Raw genomic sequence first — 16,319 nt, 5'->3', positions numbered from 1 at the left:
GCGACGACCAACCGGAGTGGCCATTACGAGACGGCCCCAGTTATGAGCAGTTCTGGGGTGACGAGCGGCCGGATTGCCTCGTATCTGGTGATCAGCACTGGATTTAGTGGCCGAATATTTGGCCAGGTCATCCCCGCCGATGAAAGCACCCCAATGCTCGCCCAATCAGCACGCTGACCACCAGAGGAACACAAGGCAGCACCAGCGGATGCAGCGTGATGGGCACCACAAACCCAACCACCGCCGCACACATCGTGATGATCGCCAGACAGGCATAGACGGCGAACATTTCCGGATCATGCTGAACGAACTCCTTGGCCTTGATCAATCGCACAAACCAGCCGTCAACCAAGGTTGAAAGTGCGAATGCGGTCAGCCAAGGCAGCCATTCGAGAAGGGTGGCGAGCCGATAGCTGCCAAGCAGCAGCAAGGCGTCGATCGAGCGGAAGTAGGGATTATTGAAGAGCCGCTGGTTCACCGATGCCATTTCCTGAGCCACGGCGTTGTTCACCCCAGTGGTCGAAGGTGCATCGGACGCCTTGGGTATGGGCGTGACTTCGGCAGTGGCGTCCTGCATACGCACCGCGCGGGCCAGGATCCGGGTCGCCGGCTCGGCTCCCCAGAACGCCGCCGTGGCTTCGTGCTCAATGCGAATCTGCGCCACAAAGTGTTGCGGCGGGTGGGCCGACGGAATGTACAGCACCAGAATCAGCAGGATGACGAGGGACAGCACGGCGGTGGCGCGGATCATGGCGTGGCTTTCGATGCGACCATCTCGTGCCCGGCATCCGGATCGAGGATGGGGAATCGCCCCTTGATGATCCGTCCCCCAGATACGGAGGCAAAGTACTGCAGGTTGGGCAGTTTGCCCAGCACGTCGGCCGGTACCATTTCCTCGAAGCTCTCGGCAAGCTGAGTCGAGTAGTTTGACGAGAAGTCCCCGAGATGGGCGTCAGAACCATGGCTCAGGCCGACGCGCACCGTGTGGATGGCGGTCTTGCCAAAGGTCTCGACCACGAAATCCTGTGTGGGCCGGTCTTTCGTGCGCATGGCGATCAGGTTATTGAGGTTGCCCAGCGCCATGCGCGCGGCGTCCTCGCTGCCCAGCCGTTTGGCCAGGTCAGCCAGTGTTTGCATCGCGCAGGTCGTAAAAATGCCCCCCTCTGCACCCTTGTTCAGGATTTCGATCAGCGGCTGGTTGATGACGTTCGAGACCTCGTCTACAAACAGCGAAATGCGCCGATAGCCGCCGAGGTTGTAGCGCATGCCGGCACGCGCTGCCAGATCGGCCAGCGCCAACGCACCAATGGCCGAGGCCACTGAGGGGTCGGGCAGCGAATCCAGGCACATGTAGAGCACGTGGCCAGCCCGCTCGATTTTCTCGAAATTCATGATGGGGCGCGTGTCGTCTGCATCGAAGGGATCGGGCGAGAGACTCGGGCCCAGGTCGCCCGAGGTCAACATTGACAGGACGGGCAACAGATTGGCCGTGATCTTCTGGTAGTGCTCACGGTTGTGGCGGAAGGTGCGTACCTGGGCGTCAATCACTTTGCTGCGCCGGCTTTGCGTGATGTGGTGTTCGTAGTAGGCGACGAAGGCCATCAGGTCGGCACTGGCCGCTTCCGACGGCTTTCTAACATTGCCGCGCTGCGCGTCGTGCAGTAACTTTTTCATCTCGGGCAGGTCACGCCAATTTCCACCCAAGGTTTCGTCATAGAAGCGCCGAAGTGATCCTTCCAGGACCGGCTCGATTCCGCCTTCGATGTACTTGGTGAGCTTGGCCAGGTTGGGGCGCTCCTCCAGCTCGACAAGACCTTGCACGACCACGTTCACTGCATCCCAACCAAAAGCCGAGAACGCGCCCCCTGTGTCGGGCGGCATGACGGACTGGATGCGCGAGGCGAGTTCGGTCGCTTTCTGCCAGTTGAAGGTGAAGTCAATCCGGATGCCGGTCTCTGGAAACGCCGGGTGAAACTCAAGGAAGGTGTCAGCATCGCGGTAGTCTTCGCAGGCGCGCTGGGCAATGCGTTTGAGCCTGCGGCTGTTTTTCGGGTCGATGACGATCACCACGTCACCGCGCCGGATGGCCTGCGTGATCAGGTTGCCCAGGGCCACTCCTTTGCCAGACTGGGTGGTGCCGACCAACAAGGTACCCCCTTCGAAGTTTTGCAGTGGGCGGTACAGGGGCACTTCACGTGGTTCCACGCCGTGGATGTAGGGTAATCCGATCTCGGCATCGGACTGCGGTTTCACGTCATAGCCCAGCCACGTCAGCAATCGAGGTGAAACAGAAAATTCCCGATAGTCGATCTTGGCGAGCTCGTACAGGCGCTGCGAGTGCACGGGCCGCCATTCAAAGCCAAAGCCCAAGAACACCTCGTCTGGCTTCTTGCAAAGCGTGGCGAGCGCCTGGGTCGTGAGGCGTTGGATACTGCGTCCGGACAGCGATGCCCTCAGGACCAGGGTGCGCAGCGCCTGCGCGAGGCGTGCCAAGGCCATGAGAAGGCATACCAGAGACACTGGCAAAGCCAAGGTTCTGGGTAGGTGCCGGGTGACACCCACGATGACAAACCAAGCAAGGGCGAATAGCCAGGCGATGCTGGCATGGGCCTCGTAGGCCCGTCGCCAGGGCATCTCATAGCGCCGAAGCAGCATGTCAGTGGTTCTCCGAGTCCTGCAATGCGAATCCGTCGAGATCGAATCCAGCTATGAAGCGCGGATCAACCACAATGCCTACCGACCGCGCGCCGTTGAAGTCACGGGCAAAGGTAGGCGGCCCACCTGGTGACGTTGGAACGAGCATGCCCACGTCGGCCAAGGCATGCAAGGCCATGAATGGCTGCAGGCCGCGCCGTTCGAATTCGTTCAGCGGCACGAAGAATCCTTGAGCCGTCGTGCAGCCTTGCGCTGGGCCAGCGCCCTCGTTCAGCGTGTGGACGACAGTTGCCAGCGCATCCCGTACGACCGGGTTCAGGCGCAATGGGGCTTGCAACGTGAACGAGTCGCGGGGAGCTGCAGGAGAGGACTTCACGGAGGGCGTGGGGTGTGAGAGCTCTGGGAGCCGTTCGTCGGCAGACTTTTCTGCGGAAGGCGACACAACGGACGGCATCAAGGACAGTTGCTCCCCGGGTCGCGCGGGCCGTTGTGGGGTTGCCGGGGGAGGGGACGCATCGGGTGCCCCCGGGCGACGCACGAGCTTCATGTCCAGCGCTTTGGGCAACGGGTCAATGCCAGCGAACAGGATGGACGCCGACGTCAGCTTGACTGCCTCCAGCACCGTCTTGGCACTGGGCGGATAAATGGTCCATATCGAATGCGCTGCGTCCTGGGCTTCGAATACCTCTGCAGCCAGCAACAATTCCAGCATGGTTTCGACGGCCTTGGGGATGCCCGGCAACTGATCGGCTTCGAGCAGCTTGCGAACGTCGTCTGCGGCGTTGGGCCACAGCAGGAAAAGTCCATCCTGGCCGAACCACACCCGCGATTTATCGTGGTTGCACACCCATGCGGAATCGCTGCTGGCGAGCCGCCGCAACGCATCCACGAGGTAGCGCTCCAGGTGGGAGCCGAATTGGGGTGAGCCGTAACGATCCGCGTTGGCTGTCAAATTCCGATCAATGACCAGGGCCAGCGAGCGGCGAACCAAGCCGTCCAGAACATTGTGATCCCGGTAGGCCGGCATGCCACTGATGCTGGCCATCAGGTGCGGCACGATGATGGCGTTGTCCTCGGACAGGTACTTCAGCACCTGGGGTGGAACCACGTGCGGCAGCGCAAACACGCTCAGGCTGCGGGTTTCGATGGCTTGCGGACGCCAGCTCAGGAAGTAACGCGTTGCACCGCGTGCCGTGAGCCAGTCGGACAGAGGCTGCAGATAGCCCGACCATACCTCGCCTTTGGCGTCTGTGACGATGATGTGGCTGAGCACCCGGTGTACTTCACAACACAGGCCTGCGATGAAGGTGGCATGCCGCCAGCGTGGCTCGAGCAGACGGCGCGTCGTAATGGTCGAACGTCCCGAAAAAATGTGGGCGTCCGTGCCCTGCAGGCTGAAGAACCCGGTCTCCAGGCCGAGCCGCAACAGGCCACCTGGCGCGCTGAAATAGTTGTCCGCCGTTGCGGGCAGCAGGTGCACGTAGGCTGCGTACCGGCGGATCAGTGCCAGCACGTCGGTCTCGAAGCTGTCCCGGTCCGTTCCGTAGCAGAGCTTGATGCGTGCAACGATGTCGGCATTGGCGGTCAGCATCTCATCGACCGTCAGTACCGCAAAGCCAGGGTCAGCTGAGGAAAACGTATTCGCTGCCGAAGAAGGAATGACCATCGCTGCCGATCCGCAAATCAATGTCCCATTCTTCGGTCAGGTTTCCTTCGCGTCCCCTGGAATTGGCGTCGAGGTAACCAGGCTATCGCCATCGGCTTCGCCGGTGTTCTTCCATAAGAGCATCGACATTCCCTGCTGAAATGCTGTTGGATCGGGCAGGGGATGTGTGGGGAACGAGGTTTGCACGCGCGGGTCAGTGCCGTAGCGCTGGACCAGCTTGCAGAAGGGGCAAGTGTCTGCCGTGGGAACTGTGCCCAGGGCGGCCAGGAACTCGCTGGCGCAGGACGGGCAGGTTACGATGGCGAAGCTGGGTGACTTGGCGATCCAGATGCCGTCGGTGTGCGAGGCCAGATCAAAGGCCCTGTCGAAACTGATCCGGTGCGGCGCCTGGCACACCACCCGGTAATGACGGTAGGCACCTACCAAGGCCTCCCCGGGGCTGAAGCCCGCATGGCGCAGTCGGCGGTAGATGGCCACAACAATGGAGGCATCCGTGCGAAACAGAAGGTTGGCGCTGTGATACCACTCGGGGGAGTCCGGCGGCCTACCCCGTGGAATGGACTGGGGATCGTTGAAAAACATTCGCTGAATCTCGCGAGAGGGTAGACCCGTGATGCTATGGATGGTGCGTACCCGCGCACCCAGCTCAGCGCAGTCCTTGGCGAGTCTGACAGTCCGAAGATGTCGGTCTGCACGTGTCGGCATACCAGCCTCCTTGTTTACCGACTGGGCAGCACGGGTGAACGGACGGTGGCCAAGGGACCGGCCAGTGGCAGTGGGGTCTGCAACAGAGCCAGCAGGTCGTGGCGTGGCGGAAACAAGGTCGCGTGTCCCACGCTGGCCACGATCGCCCAGATTTGGTCGGTGCTCAGGCTTCCAAGATGTTCGGCTTGTGCGGCATCAAGAGAGAACCTGCAACAGGTCGCGACCTTGTCGTGCAGGATGCCGATCTTGATGGCGGTGAGAACGTTCAGGTTGATGCATTGGACATCGGAGAGTTTGACATGGCTCATTCTTCTTTCCCTTGGTGAACCCCTGTGGGGCATAGTGGTGTGACAGATCGATAGTGGCTTTCCCTCGTAGGGGGGAACGGATTGTGATTTAGCCGGATTCAGCATAAGCTGGCAAATGTTACAAATATGTAAGCATTTGCTGTTGCCACCTGCAAGCAACCAAATTCTTGGTAATTTGTACTTTGTGCCTTGTGTTGGAGAGTTTGCAGGGCAGGATTGACGGCTGGTTTTACGAACGAGAAAGGACGTCGATATGAACAAGGACGGAACACTCTCTGACGGCCGATTTGCCCGGCAAGTACTCAAGAAGCGCGCGCCGAAGGCGCGCCGGAGAAATGCCTCGACCAAGCAAGCTGCAGTGCGGCAGCCCATTGCAGCGACTGATGCAAAAAGCAATTTCAGAGAACGCCTGATTGCCAGGCTGGATCAGGCCGAGGTGCCCGTACACAAGCGCATGGTGTACGTGGCGGAGTTAACCGGGCGCGCGGTTCAGACCGTGAGCCGCTGGTTCGATGCGGGCCGGCCCGGTCTGCCCGATCTGGAGTCGTATGCGCGATTGTGCGAAGGACTCCATTGCAACGCTGACTGGATGCTGGGTCTGTCCGCGACACCGGGCTTGGTGCCTGTGTCGCATGCCGATGGCGGAAATGCGGATGCGGGTTGGATGGTCGAACTCCTGGATGAGCTCTGGGGCGATTTTCACGATTGCGAACCGATGCGCATGTCGGGCGACGAGATGGCACCCAGGATTCGGGATGGTGACCATATGTTTGTGAGTCATGACCTCGGCGAGGTGTCCGGCAACGGTATCTATGTGATCGAGTGGAAAGACCGCCTCGTGGTTCGCCATGTAGAAAACCGCATCGGTAGGGGCGTGGTGCTGAGCTGTGAGAACCCAGCCTATGCAGAATGCGTGGTGAAGGATGCTGCCTCCGCACAGCGCATAGGCTTGCGTGTGGTGGGCATAGTCACCGGGATCATTCGCACTGTTCACTTCTGGGTGCATTGAAGACAGAAGCCACCGAGGCAAACGTCCCGGTGGTTCCGCTCCTTACGGTGCCCGTTCAACCCGAAGGGGGGCTGGCGGGCAATAGACTTTTGTAAGCCTGCGGACGGGTCAGACGGCTTGCGCCAAACCCTTCCACTCATCAGTCGGCAACTCGATCAGCTTGCCACCCAGGATCTCGAAATCGGTCGCCCGATCATAGTCCTCCACCTCCTGCGAGAAGTGGGTGACGGCATTGACGAGTCCGTAACCCGACAAATCCCCCTCCGTGATCAGATGCCGCAGAACGCCCGAGCGTTCGGTATCCGTCAGGTCATAGCGGCTGGCCAGAACCTCCACCGTTTTGACCGGATCGCCGACGAGCGGAATATGCAATGTCTTCTGCATCTTTTGCGCGATCTGGCGGAAGGTGGTTTCCGACACCGCCGCCTGCACCACGTCGCGGACCTTCAAGAAGAAGGCTTTGTCGTCGGCACGCAAGGTGTCGTCCCGGTACGCCGTGACGCCATCGTCCTCGGCCCCCAGTGCTCGCCCGACATGGGTTTTGCGCAGCGATCGGTCCCATGCGATCAGGCCGTTGCGGCACACCAGACGGTACAGCAGGGGCTGTACCGACAGCGTTCCCTGCCCCACTTCGGAGTTGGTGATCGCCACGCCCGCCTGCACGATGTCGCCGGGTGCCATCTCGTACTTCAGACGTGGTGTCACGACCTTCAGGTACATGCGCGTGTCCGTCAGTTCAACGGATTCGAACTTCACCTCGGGGAGTTGCTGCAGGATGGGTAGAACGCTCTCGGCCAGATCGAAGTTGTCGAGCCGACGGTAGCGGTCCGACAATACGGCCCGCACGTGACCATCCAGCGTTCGGATCATGCGCCGGTCGTCCTCGCTTTGCAGCCAGGTGTTCACGTTGCGGTCCAGCAGAACCGGTTGGTCGTGCCGCATGCGTTCAAAATACGCATAAGGAATCTTCAGTTTTTCTGCCAACTGGCGCCGTGCCAGGGGCGTGATGCCGTACTTGGCGGGGCCACTGTTTTCTTCAATAACGAGTTGGGTATCTCCCTCATCGTTGGTGTCGTGCCGCAGCAATTGCGATGACACCACCAGATCTTTTTTCGAACTCAACTGGCGCTCCAGTTCCTGGGCCAGGCTCACGAGAGAACGTCCGCGTTTCATAATAATCTCCAATCAGTAAGAAAAACGGGGACGGCACTCCTCCTTCGCGGGGATGCGCATCCCCACAAGGGTCAATGACGGACCGTACAAGCCGATCCACGAAGGGCACGAAGTGAATCGCACCAGAACTCGAAGGCTGTCTTTGCTGCGCATGAGGCACAACCTGGTCTGACAGCTACCAGTGGGGGAAATCAAATGGGCCTTTTGAGGGCCACCGCACCGATTACGCGCAGTGACCGTCAAAAGACGGGTGCGGCCGTTCGGCCACACCCCCACAAAAGCTACGCCACGTTTGGAGGATGCCCCCCTCGCGTGCGCCACACATCAGCCCAGTCCGTTCCGGCTTGCTTGGGCAGAAAGACCTGCACCTGCCGAGGACCGGTTCTCCTCTCTTCTTTCTTCAACCGGCGTGCCAGCGCAAAGGCAAAGGCCTGGCCGTCAAAATCCGCATTGGCATCGTTGTCGCCATAAATGCAGATTCGCCGCACGGAATCCGGCAGCCACAGTTTTTCCAGGTTGCCCGCATTGAGCCCGGCCCACACCGGTTTTCCGGTCGCCAGGTGCACGGCAATGCCCGTCTCAATGCCTTCGCTGAGCGCGAGCTCGTCAATGGCCTCAAAAAGACGCACCGCGGCACCGTTGATTCCCGCCGACAACACCTTCTTGGCGTCACGTGCCATGGCCTTCTGCCCGTCCTTGAGATAGGTGCGGTGCAGCGTGACGGCATGACCGTCGGGCCCTTGGATGCAGGCCAGCATGGCACCGTACTCGGCTACCTTGCGCGACTTGCCTGCACCATCCTTTTCGAAATACCCCAGCGCCGGGTGGAAACGCAGCACCTTCGGGTAGGTTGGCAGTGCCAGTCCACGGCCGCGCAGGTAGCGATCCACCTCATCACCGGCAGTCACCGGCACAGCTTCATCCCAGATCCGTTTGGCCAGCTTCTTCATGCGTTCTGCCGATGGCTCGGGAGAAACCGCCTTCAGTGTCGGAAGAACCATGCCCACACAGCGCTCGACTTCCCGCAGGGCGGTACCGAAATCGATTCCTTTTACCGCCTGCAGCAGCTTGAAGCCGCCGCCAGGGCCGCAACTGCGGCAGTGGTAGTTGCCCTCGCCGAACTTGTCGGTGTACTGGAAGCGGTCGGTGCCGCCGCACAGCGGGCAGGGGAGGTTGCGCTTCTTCAGAATGTGCTCGTCTACCTGCAAGCTACCGAGAATCTCGGTCCAGCGCCCGTGAGCGCGGCGCTTGACGTCGTCGACACGGGCGGCGTACTCTGCGTTCTGCATGGCTCATCCCACCAGTTCAATCGAGTGGCCGGGTACTGATCCCATGCCGACATTTAACTGGAAGGTCTTGCCATGCAGCAGCGGGTACTTGCCGAGTTTCAGTGTCTGCATCAGTGAATCCAGCGTTTGCACCGGATCGACCGAGCGCAGGCGGCAGATCAGATCAGCCAGCGCGTCACGGTCGGCATCCAGGTCGCTTTCCAGGAATTGGTCATTCTCGTCCGTGAAGGACGAGGCCTGGCGCACCGGCTCACCCGAGGTTTCACCTGTAGGGATATACAACGTGTCACCGTGGTAGACGCCGTCATCGACGATCTTCACCGTTTCGCTACCGACCTTGATCCGTACCGCTTCGCACAGGATGACCGTTGGCCAGACCCAGCGCCCTTCCAAGACCGTACGAGTCTGTTCGGCCAGCGCCTCGACCTCCACCGCCTCATCTTCCAGGTAGTGCACGTGGCGCTGCGCCCAGTGGTCGGCATGCAGGCCGGCCCAGTCGAACACCAGGTAGCCCTTGGCGCGCGCCAGCATCCAGCGGGCGGCGTTGTCGTCGCCCAGCCAGTCGAGGTCGACCAGCGTGACGGCGCCGCTTTCGATGGCTTCACGGGTCGGTGCGGTTGTCACGGATTGGACGTAGTCACGGTGGCTGGCGTTGTCCAGGATCGGATAGCCGACGATGGCGTCAAACAGCGCGCATGGCAGCACATTGAGGTCATTGAGCAGGTCAAGATGACCCCAAGCCCGCATCGCCGGGTAGTAGGTTTCGACGAAGCGATCAGGCGCAAGCTGGGTCTTGGCAACTTCCAGTATCCGGCGCCAGCAGTCTTTCAACTCGGCGTCGATGCGCTTGCGCTGTACATCCTCGTCGATCAACTTGTCGCGGTCCGGCAGGCGTGCCACGAACTGGCGCGAATCCAGATGCACGACGTTGACGCCTCCCAACAGGTGGTCGCCCGTGTTCAGCACGCAAAACCCCTGCAGGAACACCATCGTGTGGTGACTGTGCTTGCCATCGCGCGTGCCCGTGAGATGGACTGTCCCCATCGGGCTTGGCATCGTCGCGAGGTGTGCTTCGGCTAAGCGTCGCTCCAGCGATTTGCCATTGAACAGCACCGGCACCGGGAAACCCTGGCACAAAGTCTCCATACGAGCCCCCAGATCGGGCAGATCGACGCCGTGCAGTTCAATCCGCGTTCCGGTGACATCATGGGCTTCCTTGGTCTGCAACACGTCGATGGCTGTCTTGGCCAGCGCGGCGCTGGTGTCGAAGTCAACCCATTGACGGCCTGAAGCCACGATGCAACGCGAAGCGGCATAGAGGCATTTGCAGAAGCCCACCCCGAAGGGGCGCTCCTCGGCACAGGTGGATGCATCCCAGCCGGACTCGTTGAAACTCAGGAGCTTCTGGAAGTCGTCTATGCCACGGCCATCGTCCGTGACGTGCAGGACTTTGGAGGTCGCGTCGTAGTGGATTTCGATCCGTGTTGCACCGGCTCTGCGGGCGTTTTGCAACAGCTCGGAAATGAGCGTGAAGCGATCGGTGAAGGCGTAGCGCTGGTTGCGCAGGGAACCTTCCTCATTGATTCGAACTTGTATCTGCATGAAATTCTCCATAAATGAAGGCGGAATCCAGCCCCTGCGGGACGAACCCACCATGGGGACATAAGCGGTCAGCCGGGACGGCGAACCAGTGGGGTGAATAACTGCCCTGCACGCAGGGCCTCGACAACGCTGTGATTGAGAAACTCCCGAGGCAGCAAGTGCTGGGAACTCAGGGCCTGTCCGTGCTCATCGAGCCGCTCGACTTTGGAGCCCATGGGATACCACTGCACCCGGTAGCTCAGACGGTCGGCACCGGCAATAACGAATGTGCGACCGGGTTTGCCGGTGAGCACTTCGCTTTCCTTCACCAGGAACTCGATGTCTTCCGGTGCCCGGACGTTCAGCAGCGGAGCGTCGTTGCCGGGAATTGATACATGGGTTTGCATGGTGGATTCCTCAGTAAACGACGGGCGGGCAAAGCTCAATCGCTTCTGGCGGAGTGCCAGAAGCGGGATCTGACTGGTCGTCGCGCTGGGGATCGGACCTCAGGTGACGAACCTGCGCTGCAGGATGGCCGGTCGGCGAGGTGATCGTCGGCCAGCAGTCGGTGGATGCCGAGGGCCGCAGATTCCGCTGGGTTTCTTCCAGCATCACTGCGTCTTCGTAATCCATGTGTCCCGTGATGCCGTAGGCGAAGAAAATCGCCAACAGACACAGGGCGTCCTTGAGGGTGGACATGGTCTACTCCTAAAAATGATCAGGCTTGCGGAACAACACGCAAACCTGAGGGGTGGGGAGGGTCAGGCGAACAGGTCGTCCTGCACCGACAGCCGCTTGAGCTGTTCATTGATCCACTGGGGGTTCTTGAGCAGTCGCGCCTCGACCCACTCGGGGTTTTGGACGACGGCTTCACGGACCCAGGCCGGGTAGCGCTCCAGCGTGGCTGAAAGCCAGGCTTTCAGGCTGTTCTGGATGCGATCACGGACCTCCTGCGCATCGACTAGGCCGCAGTAGGCGATGGGCGACAGCGGGCTGCACCCCACCACACGCAGGCAGCTTACGAAAGAAAAGGGTTGCCCGTCTTTCTCGCGCTCAGTAAAGACCCAGCGCAGGGTGTCGAACTTCTCTTCCAGTGGCTTGTCCGGATCGGCCAGGTGGCTGACCTCTTGCAACAGACGCCAATGCAGGAAGACGATGTCTTCCTCGCTCCACTCGACCGGAGACGCATCGTCGTCCAGCAAGGTGTCGATGGCAGCCCGTTCGGGAATGGCAGCGGATCGTGGGTGCGAGGGCACTGCGAAGGGCGAGAATACAAACCCCGCAGAAGCCGGGTGGAATGTGCTGTGGGATGCGCTCAGGTTCAGCATCGTTGCCTCCAAGAAAATGCGAAGGCAACGCGCACCAGGGGTGAGGGCGGATGCCCCCACGGGGTGATGAACGGCCGGTGCAGGACCGGCGACTATGGGAAAAGGACTCCAGGGCTGGCTTGAAGGCGGTATGAACCACCTTGATCGGTGTGCCAGCGACCGATCGAAGAAAGCTTTCGGGGGGAGGAGGGCGTGGCGGCAATACGCAGCCACCCTTTCGCCTTCACCTCGAAAGCTGCTTCGACGGCATCACGGAACGGCCTTCGTCAGCAATGTCGCGACGAATTGCCACCGCTCAACCCGCAAGGGGAGAAAGCGGCTGTCAATCAGAAACTCCAGGGCTTGCCTTGTTGGAATGCAGGGCCAGCTGCTGCATGACGCAAAGGTAGCGGCACGGAAATGCCGGGTCAAGCCCCCAAAACCGCAAAACCGATGCTGATTGCGAAACGGTGCCCAAGTGGCAACCATTGCGCGTGGTGAATGCGGGTGTCGGTGCGGATGATTGGGTCCAACGTGGCATCCAGAGGAAGCCGAGCATGTCGGACATTCAGATCGTGAAGATGGATGAGGGCGGTGTCAACGCCCGCATCCTTGCCAAGGAAACCAAGGCGGATTTCCGGCGTATCGAGGCGGCCAGCCTGAAGATGCGGGCTCGGTTCACGAGTGCGGAAGGTAAGCGCTTTTTTGTCCGGCTGTTCAGTACGCTTCAGCTCAACACCCACTTTGTTTCGGTGATTGCCCGGACACGACTGGATCACGAGGACGTTGCCAAGGTGGAGGCGGCCATCCGGACGCAGATGGACGCTGTCAACGAGAACCTCAATAAGGCCATCGATGGTGCTGAAGCGCTGTTCAAGAGCCATGGCGTGACCAGCGTGGCAACCTATGACACGGTTCCGCTGGAAGTCGATGTGGGCGTGATGTCGTCGACCAGTCGGCGCTACCTGGAAGTGCTTGGAAAACTCGATCAGCTCATGCCGCTGCTGCAAACCCTGGAGATTCACGAAGTTATCACGGCGCAGGCGGTGGACATCCAGCGGGCCGGTCTGAAACGTCAGGTGCGTGATGTGGCCAATGGGGCGCGCAACTTCGCGATGGGGCTGCGGCGGCGGATGAATGCTCTGGGGAATCGGGACAGCATCGATACGGGTGACGTGCCCGCCGCGCCTGAACAAGAAGAAGCTGCCGATGTACAGGTTGTGTCACAGGGTGGCGACGGCGCCCAGGACAACGCTGATGTCTCCCCGTCGGCCGGGCATGCTGATGCCAGCCTTGAACGATAGGGGACAAGTTTCGAAAATTTGAACAAGACGAGAGAAGGTCGCCCCGGTCGGTGGCCATGCGCTTGGCGCTTTTCCCCGTTGTTTACGCAGCGGCGTCGCAGTCGATACCTGCCTTGGCCTGGACGCTCTTTGAGCGCATCCGGTCCGCACGCTGTGACGTGCAGACAGAATCAATTGAAGCACCACCCGCACCTTGTCTGGTACGTTAAGGTGAATGCCTGTTTTGTCAATTTCCATCAACACCGCATGACCGGAACGCCTGCGGTGTACCGAAGAGCTCGGCGTTCCTACCGGTATGCGCAATCCTGACCTAGCGTGGCCGCGACAGTGCGGGTCAAGTCTTTCCATGGCGCATGCCGTGATGAGGTCAGATCATGCAAAAACAAATTTTGTCTTCCACCGCTTCTGCGGTGACTTCCTCCATTTCGTCGACAGTGCCAGTGTTGCCAGAGACCGGTTTTTTGCGGCAGCCGCAGGTGTTGATTTTTGTTCCTATTTCAAAGTCCACATTGTGGAGACGTATCCAGGCAAAGTCCTTTCCGGAGCCCGTGAAACTTTCAGCTCGCGTCACGGTGTGGCGTGCCGAGGATGTTCGGCGCTGGATTGCCGAGCAGGGAGGAGGACTGGCTGGTGCGTCCAAACATCTGTGACGCTCGCGTTGACCAATGGCCTTGTTGTTGGCATGCCAGCCACTGGTCCATGTCACCGTTTTGGGGCCCTCCAAACGAACCTGCGATTCCACGAGTGTGGCGGCCCGGCACAAGGCCGGTAGTTCAGCCTGAAGATCGACGCTTTGTCGAGGGCCAGCTTCAGCAAGGCCATCAGGGGCAGCGCACCGACGCCAGACAAATCCAAGTGTTTGTGGCGACGGTCATCTGGTACTTGCTAAACAGGCCTGAAGCTCCGTTGCGCAGGTGGGTATCGTCTTGGGCCGCGTGGCCGACGATCTGCATTTGCTTGTCGACCGACACCCGCCCCAACATGCGCTTCGTGCCCATCAAGAGCATTGAGGAGCGGTCGCGCCTGTTCGTGCACCGCGCGCGCCAAGGCTACGTGGAGCAGCGCACCGCTCTCATCAGCCGCATCCGCGGCCTGCTGTCCGAGCTGGGCATCGTGCTGCCGCGCAAAGCCGCCACCGTGCGCCGAGAAGCTCACAAGCACCCGGAAGACCTGCCGGGCTGGTGCAACACTGAACACTGTAATGGGCGATGCATTGAGCGAGCTCACCCGGCCGGACGAACGTGTAGGGCAATACGACAAGCACATCGCGCAAATCGCTAGGGAAGACAAACGCTCCCGCCAACTGATGCGGCTTGCTGGCATTGGGCCGACCACGGCCAGCGCCATCGTGGCCACGATAGGCAAGGGCCACGACTTCAGCAGTGGCCGCCAGTTCTGCGCCTTGCTAGGCACGGTGCCGCGCCGGTACAGCTCAGGTGCCCAGCAGCGTTTGGGGCGCATCACCAAGGCCGGGGACCGCTACCTCAGAACCTTGCTGATCCCGGGCGCCAAGGCGGTACTGGCGGCGGCCAGGAACAAGACCGACCAGATAAGCCGCTGGGCCATCGCAGTGCAGGAGCGCCGAGGCTACTGAAAGGCGAGGGTCGCCATCGCGGCCGGGAACGCGCGCATGTGCTGGGCCATGCTGCTGCGCGGCGACGGGTTCAAGGTGCCGGCCTGAAGATACGTCTGGGTGCGAGCCGGAAAAGAAAAAAAGCCAAGAGCTTGCCGAAGTCACCGTGTGATGGAATGTCGTTGAGGAGTGAAAGGTTTGGACCTGCGCTGGGGAATGCTTGATCATGTCAAGGGAGTCTATGGACCGAGCAATCGGGCCATGCTCCGACTAGCGAGTGGAGCCCCCGATGCACGTCTTTCATCAGGTCCCGCTGCAATTTACGCGGCCTCGAATGACCGTTTGTAGTTTCGCCGTCCGCACGCCTTGCGCTCAATAGACGACGATAGAAATCGGCAGGGTGAGAAGAAATTCGGAAGTCAAATTCCGTGGTCAATCGCTGCGCGATCCAACCTCGGTGAATTTGTGTTTGACAAAGGTGGGGAGGCCCTTGTAGCCTCATGAGGCTTGCGCGCAGCAAACCTGTGGCGCCTGCCGTCGCCAAAAGCGCTGGCCTACAACGACCAACGATATCGCGAGCGCCGAGAGCGCGCCAAGCCACATTGCACTCGCAATACCGAAACTGTCGGCCAGCAAGCCACCAAGCAATGCGCCACCGCCGATCGCAGCCTGCGCGGCCGAGACGTACATCGCCTGCACCGCTTCCAGACGCTGCGGTGCGGCGCCGAACATCCAACTCTGAACCGCGATCGGCAGCATGCCGAAGCCCAGCCCCCAGATGATCACCAGCGCCACAGCCCACGAGACGTTTCCTTGCCCCAGTAGCACAAGGCCCAGTACCGACATCCCCAGCACGAGGCCGGTAGCGACCAGCGCGCCGCGCAGGTCGCGCTCTGCCAGCCATCCGCCGACAAGGTTGCCGGCGAAGCCGGAAGCGCCGTAGCCTAGCAACACCGCGCCGAGTGTGACCGGCGCGATGCCGGTCACCTGTAGCAGGAATGGGCTGATGTAGGTATAGGCGCTGAACTGCCCGCCGAAGAGCAGCAAGATGGTTGCCAAGCCGAGCTGAACCTTTGGTTCACGTAGCAATGATGGGATCTCACGCAGACCGTTGCGCGTCGCGGTCGACGGCAGCGCGGGCAGCAGCGCCAGCAGCAGAGCCAGCACCACAAGCGAGATCGCCCCGGCAGCACCGAAGGCCCAGCGCCATCCGACCAGTTCGCCGAGCAGAGCGCCGGCCGGCACGCCAGCCACTGTTCCAATCGACACGCCAGACAGGATCAGGGCGCTGGCGCGAGCCGCCTGCGGCCCGGGCTTGAGTCGAGGCCCAAGGGAGCCGCCAACTGTCCAGAAACCGCCAACAGCAATGCCCATAAGCAGGCGTCCAAAGAGGATCGCCGCGAAGGATCCTGACATCGCGACGATAAAGTTGGACAGGGCGAGCAGCCCCACCAGGCCGCCAAGCAGCCAGCGTCGGTCGAGCCGTCCGGCAAACGCAATCGTCAGCGGTGCCGCGAGGGCGCCCATCACGCTGGGTAACGTGACCATCAGGCCGGTGCGGCCTTCGCTCTGTTCGAGTTCGTGCGCGATCTGTGGCAGCAGGCCGACCGGCAAGAACTCAGTGCTGATCAGCGCAAACGCAGCGATGCCCAGCACCGCGACAGCGCCCCAGGAGCTTTCAGACGGGGATTCGGTGGCCGCACCACCTGTGGTGACGGGAGAGGGTGTAGAAAGACTCACGGTAGGTTC

The 16,319-nt window shown here is 60.9% G+C and carries 15 protein-coding genes and 1 pseudogene; 4 read left to right on the top strand and 12 right to left on the bottom strand.

Going from position 1 to position 16,319, the window contains the following annotated elements; translation table 11 throughout:
• Positions 1–127 precede the first annotated feature (127 nt).
• Genes EUB48_RS16585 through EUB48_RS16565 form a run of 5 tightly spaced genes read right to left on the bottom strand, consistent with a single transcriptional unit; the run spans position 128 to position 5,334 of the window.
• Positions 128–751, bottom strand: a complete 624-nt coding sequence (locus EUB48_RS16585) for an IncC plasmid conjugative DNA transfer DtrJ family protein (protein WP_142820160.1) — start codon at positions 749–751, stop codon at positions 128–130.
• Complete coding sequence (gene traD / locus EUB48_RS16580) at positions 748–2,634, bottom strand: conjugative transfer system coupling protein TraD (protein ID WP_244618447.1); 1,887 nt, start codon at positions 2,632–2,634, stop codon at positions 748–750. Before traD ends, EUB48_RS16585 begins: the two co-directional genes overlap by 4 nt.
• A gap of 22 nt (positions 2,635–2,656) precedes the next feature.
• On the bottom strand, positions 2,657–4,321 hold the full coding sequence (gene mobH, locus EUB48_RS16575) for a MobH family relaxase (protein ID WP_142820158.1): 1,665 nt from the start codon (positions 4,319–4,321) through the stop codon (positions 2,657–2,659).
• 36 nt (positions 4,322–4,357) lie between these two features.
• Positions 4,358–5,026 carry a FlhC family transcriptional regulator gene (locus EUB48_RS16570; protein WP_142820157.1) on the bottom strand — a complete coding sequence of 223 codons (669 nt, stop codon included), beginning with the start codon at positions 5,024–5,026 and terminating at the stop codon, positions 4,358–4,360.
• A 14-nt stretch (positions 5,027–5,040) separates the two neighbouring features.
• Positions 5,041–5,334, bottom strand: a complete 294-nt coding sequence (locus EUB48_RS16565) for a hypothetical protein (protein WP_142820156.1) — start codon at positions 5,332–5,334, stop codon at positions 5,041–5,043.
• A gap of 253 nt (positions 5,335–5,587) precedes the next feature.
• Between EUB48_RS16565 and EUB48_RS16560 the strand changes: the two genes are divergently transcribed.
• On the top strand, positions 5,588–6,343 hold the full coding sequence (locus EUB48_RS16560; protein ID WP_142820155.1) for a S24 family peptidase: 756 nt from the start codon (positions 5,588–5,590) through the stop codon (positions 6,341–6,343).
• 108 nt (positions 6,344–6,451) lie between these two features.
• On the opposite strand, the gene EUB48_RS16555 is transcribed toward EUB48_RS16560, so the two are convergent.
• The 6 genes from EUB48_RS16555 to EUB48_RS16530 form a co-directional block, all read right to left on the bottom strand.
• The gene (locus tag EUB48_RS16555) at positions 6,452–7,516 is read right to left on the bottom strand and encodes a DUF932 domain-containing protein (RefSeq protein WP_142820154.1); all 1,065 of its coding nucleotides are present in this window, start codon (positions 7,514–7,516) and stop codon (positions 6,452–6,454) included.
• A 281-nt stretch (positions 7,517–7,797) separates the two neighbouring features.
• Positions 7,798–8,805 carry a DUF7146 domain-containing protein gene (locus EUB48_RS16550; protein WP_142820153.1) on the bottom strand — a complete coding sequence of 336 codons (1,008 nt, stop codon included), beginning with the start codon at positions 8,803–8,805 and terminating at the stop codon, positions 7,798–7,800.
• Between the two features lie 3 nt (positions 8,806–8,808).
• Complete coding sequence (locus EUB48_RS16545) at positions 8,809–10,419, bottom strand: ATP-binding protein (protein ID WP_142820152.1); 1,611 nt, start codon at positions 10,417–10,419, stop codon at positions 8,809–8,811.
• A 56-nt stretch (positions 10,420–10,475) separates the two neighbouring features.
• Positions 10,476–10,793, bottom strand: coding sequence for a hypothetical protein (locus EUB48_RS16540; RefSeq protein WP_142820151.1), 318 nt, complete (start codon positions 10,791–10,793; stop codon positions 10,476–10,478).
• A 10-nt stretch (positions 10,794–10,803) separates the two neighbouring features.
• Positions 10,804–11,085, bottom strand: a complete 282-nt coding sequence (locus EUB48_RS16535) for a hypothetical protein (protein WP_142820150.1) — start codon at positions 11,083–11,085, stop codon at positions 10,804–10,806.
• Between the two features lie 62 nt (positions 11,086–11,147).
• A complete protein-coding gene (locus EUB48_RS16530; RefSeq protein WP_244618245.1) occupies positions 11,148–11,714 on the bottom strand; it encodes a hypothetical protein in 567 nt (188 codons plus the stop codon).
• Positions 11,715–12,250: 536 nt separating this feature from the next.
• On the opposite strand from EUB48_RS16530, the gene EUB48_RS16525 reads away from it, so the two are divergent.
• From EUB48_RS16525 to EUB48_RS16515, 3 genes and pseudogenes are all read left to right on the top strand, one after another.
• A complete protein-coding gene (locus EUB48_RS16525; RefSeq protein WP_244618244.1) occupies positions 12,251–12,997 on the top strand; it encodes a DUF1845 domain-containing protein in 747 nt (248 codons plus the stop codon).
• Between the two features lie 374 nt (positions 12,998–13,371).
• A complete protein-coding gene (locus EUB48_RS16520) occupies positions 13,372–13,647 on the top strand; it encodes a helix-turn-helix transcriptional regulator (protein ID WP_142820149.1) in 276 nt (91 codons plus the stop codon).
• A 319-nt stretch (positions 13,648–13,966) separates the two neighbouring features.
• Positions 13,967–14,678: pseudogene (locus tag EUB48_RS16515) on the top strand (IS110 family RNA-guided transposase); the annotation flags it as partial.
• A 390-nt stretch (positions 14,679–15,068) separates the two neighbouring features.
• Here EUB48_RS16515 and EUB48_RS16510 read toward each other — a convergent pair.
• Positions 15,069–16,310, bottom strand: a complete 1,242-nt coding sequence (locus EUB48_RS16510; RefSeq protein WP_142820148.1) for an MFS transporter — start codon at positions 16,308–16,310, stop codon at positions 15,069–15,071.
• Positions 16,311–16,319 lie beyond the last annotated feature (9 nt).

The sequence above is a fragment of the Rhodoferax sediminis genome, from assembly GCF_006970865.1.
In the GTDB taxonomy this organism is placed as follows: domain Bacteria; phylum Pseudomonadota; class Gammaproteobacteria; order Burkholderiales; family Burkholderiaceae_C; genus Rhodoferax_A; species Rhodoferax_A sediminis.
This window is presented reverse-complemented; position numbering and strand designations above follow the sequence as displayed.

Coding starts and splice junctions, on each gene's coding strand:
- EUB48_RS16585 (WP_142820160.1), bottom strand. CDS start 751: ATGATCCGCGCCACCGCCGTGCTGTCCCTCGTCATCCTGCTGATTCTG.
- traD (WP_244618447.1), bottom strand. CDS start 2,634: ATGCCCTGGCGACGGGCCTACGAGGCCCATGCCAGCATCGCCTGGCTA.
- mobH (WP_142820158.1), bottom strand. CDS start 4,321: ATGGTCATTCCTTCTTCGGCAGCGAATACGTTTTCCTCAGCTGACCCT.
- EUB48_RS16570 (WP_142820157.1), bottom strand. CDS start 5,026: ATGCCGACACGTGCAGACCGACATCTTCGGACTGTCAGACTCGCCAAG.
- EUB48_RS16565 (WP_142820156.1), bottom strand. CDS start 5,334: ATGAGCCATGTCAAACTCTCCGATGTCCAATGCATCAACCTGAACGTT.
- EUB48_RS16560 (WP_142820155.1), top strand. CDS start 5,588: ATGAACAAGGACGGAACACTCTCTGACGGCCGATTTGCCCGGCAAGTA.
- EUB48_RS16555 (WP_142820154.1), bottom strand. CDS start 7,516: ATGAAACGCGGACGTTCTCTCGTGAGCCTGGCCCAGGAACTGGAGCGC.
- EUB48_RS16550 (WP_142820153.1), bottom strand. CDS start 8,805: ATGCAGAACGCAGAGTACGCCGCCCGTGTCGACGACGTCAAGCGCCGC.
- EUB48_RS16545 (WP_142820152.1), bottom strand. CDS start 10,419: ATGGAGAATTTCATGCAGATACAAGTTCGAATCAATGAGGAAGGTTCC.
- EUB48_RS16540 (WP_142820151.1), bottom strand. CDS start 10,793: ATGCAAACCCATGTATCAATTCCCGGCAACGACGCTCCGCTGCTGAAC.
- EUB48_RS16535 (WP_142820150.1), bottom strand. CDS start 11,085: ATGTCCACCCTCAAGGACGCCCTGTGTCTGTTGGCGATTTTCTTCGCC.
- EUB48_RS16530 (WP_244618245.1), bottom strand. CDS start 11,714: ATGCTGAACCTGAGCGCATCCCACAGCACATTCCACCCGGCTTCTGCG.
- EUB48_RS16525 (WP_244618244.1), top strand. CDS start 12,251: ATGTCGGACATTCAGATCGTGAAGATGGATGAGGGCGGTGTCAACGCC.
- EUB48_RS16520 (WP_142820149.1), top strand. CDS start 13,372: ATGCAAAAACAAATTTTGTCTTCCACCGCTTCTGCGGTGACTTCCTCC.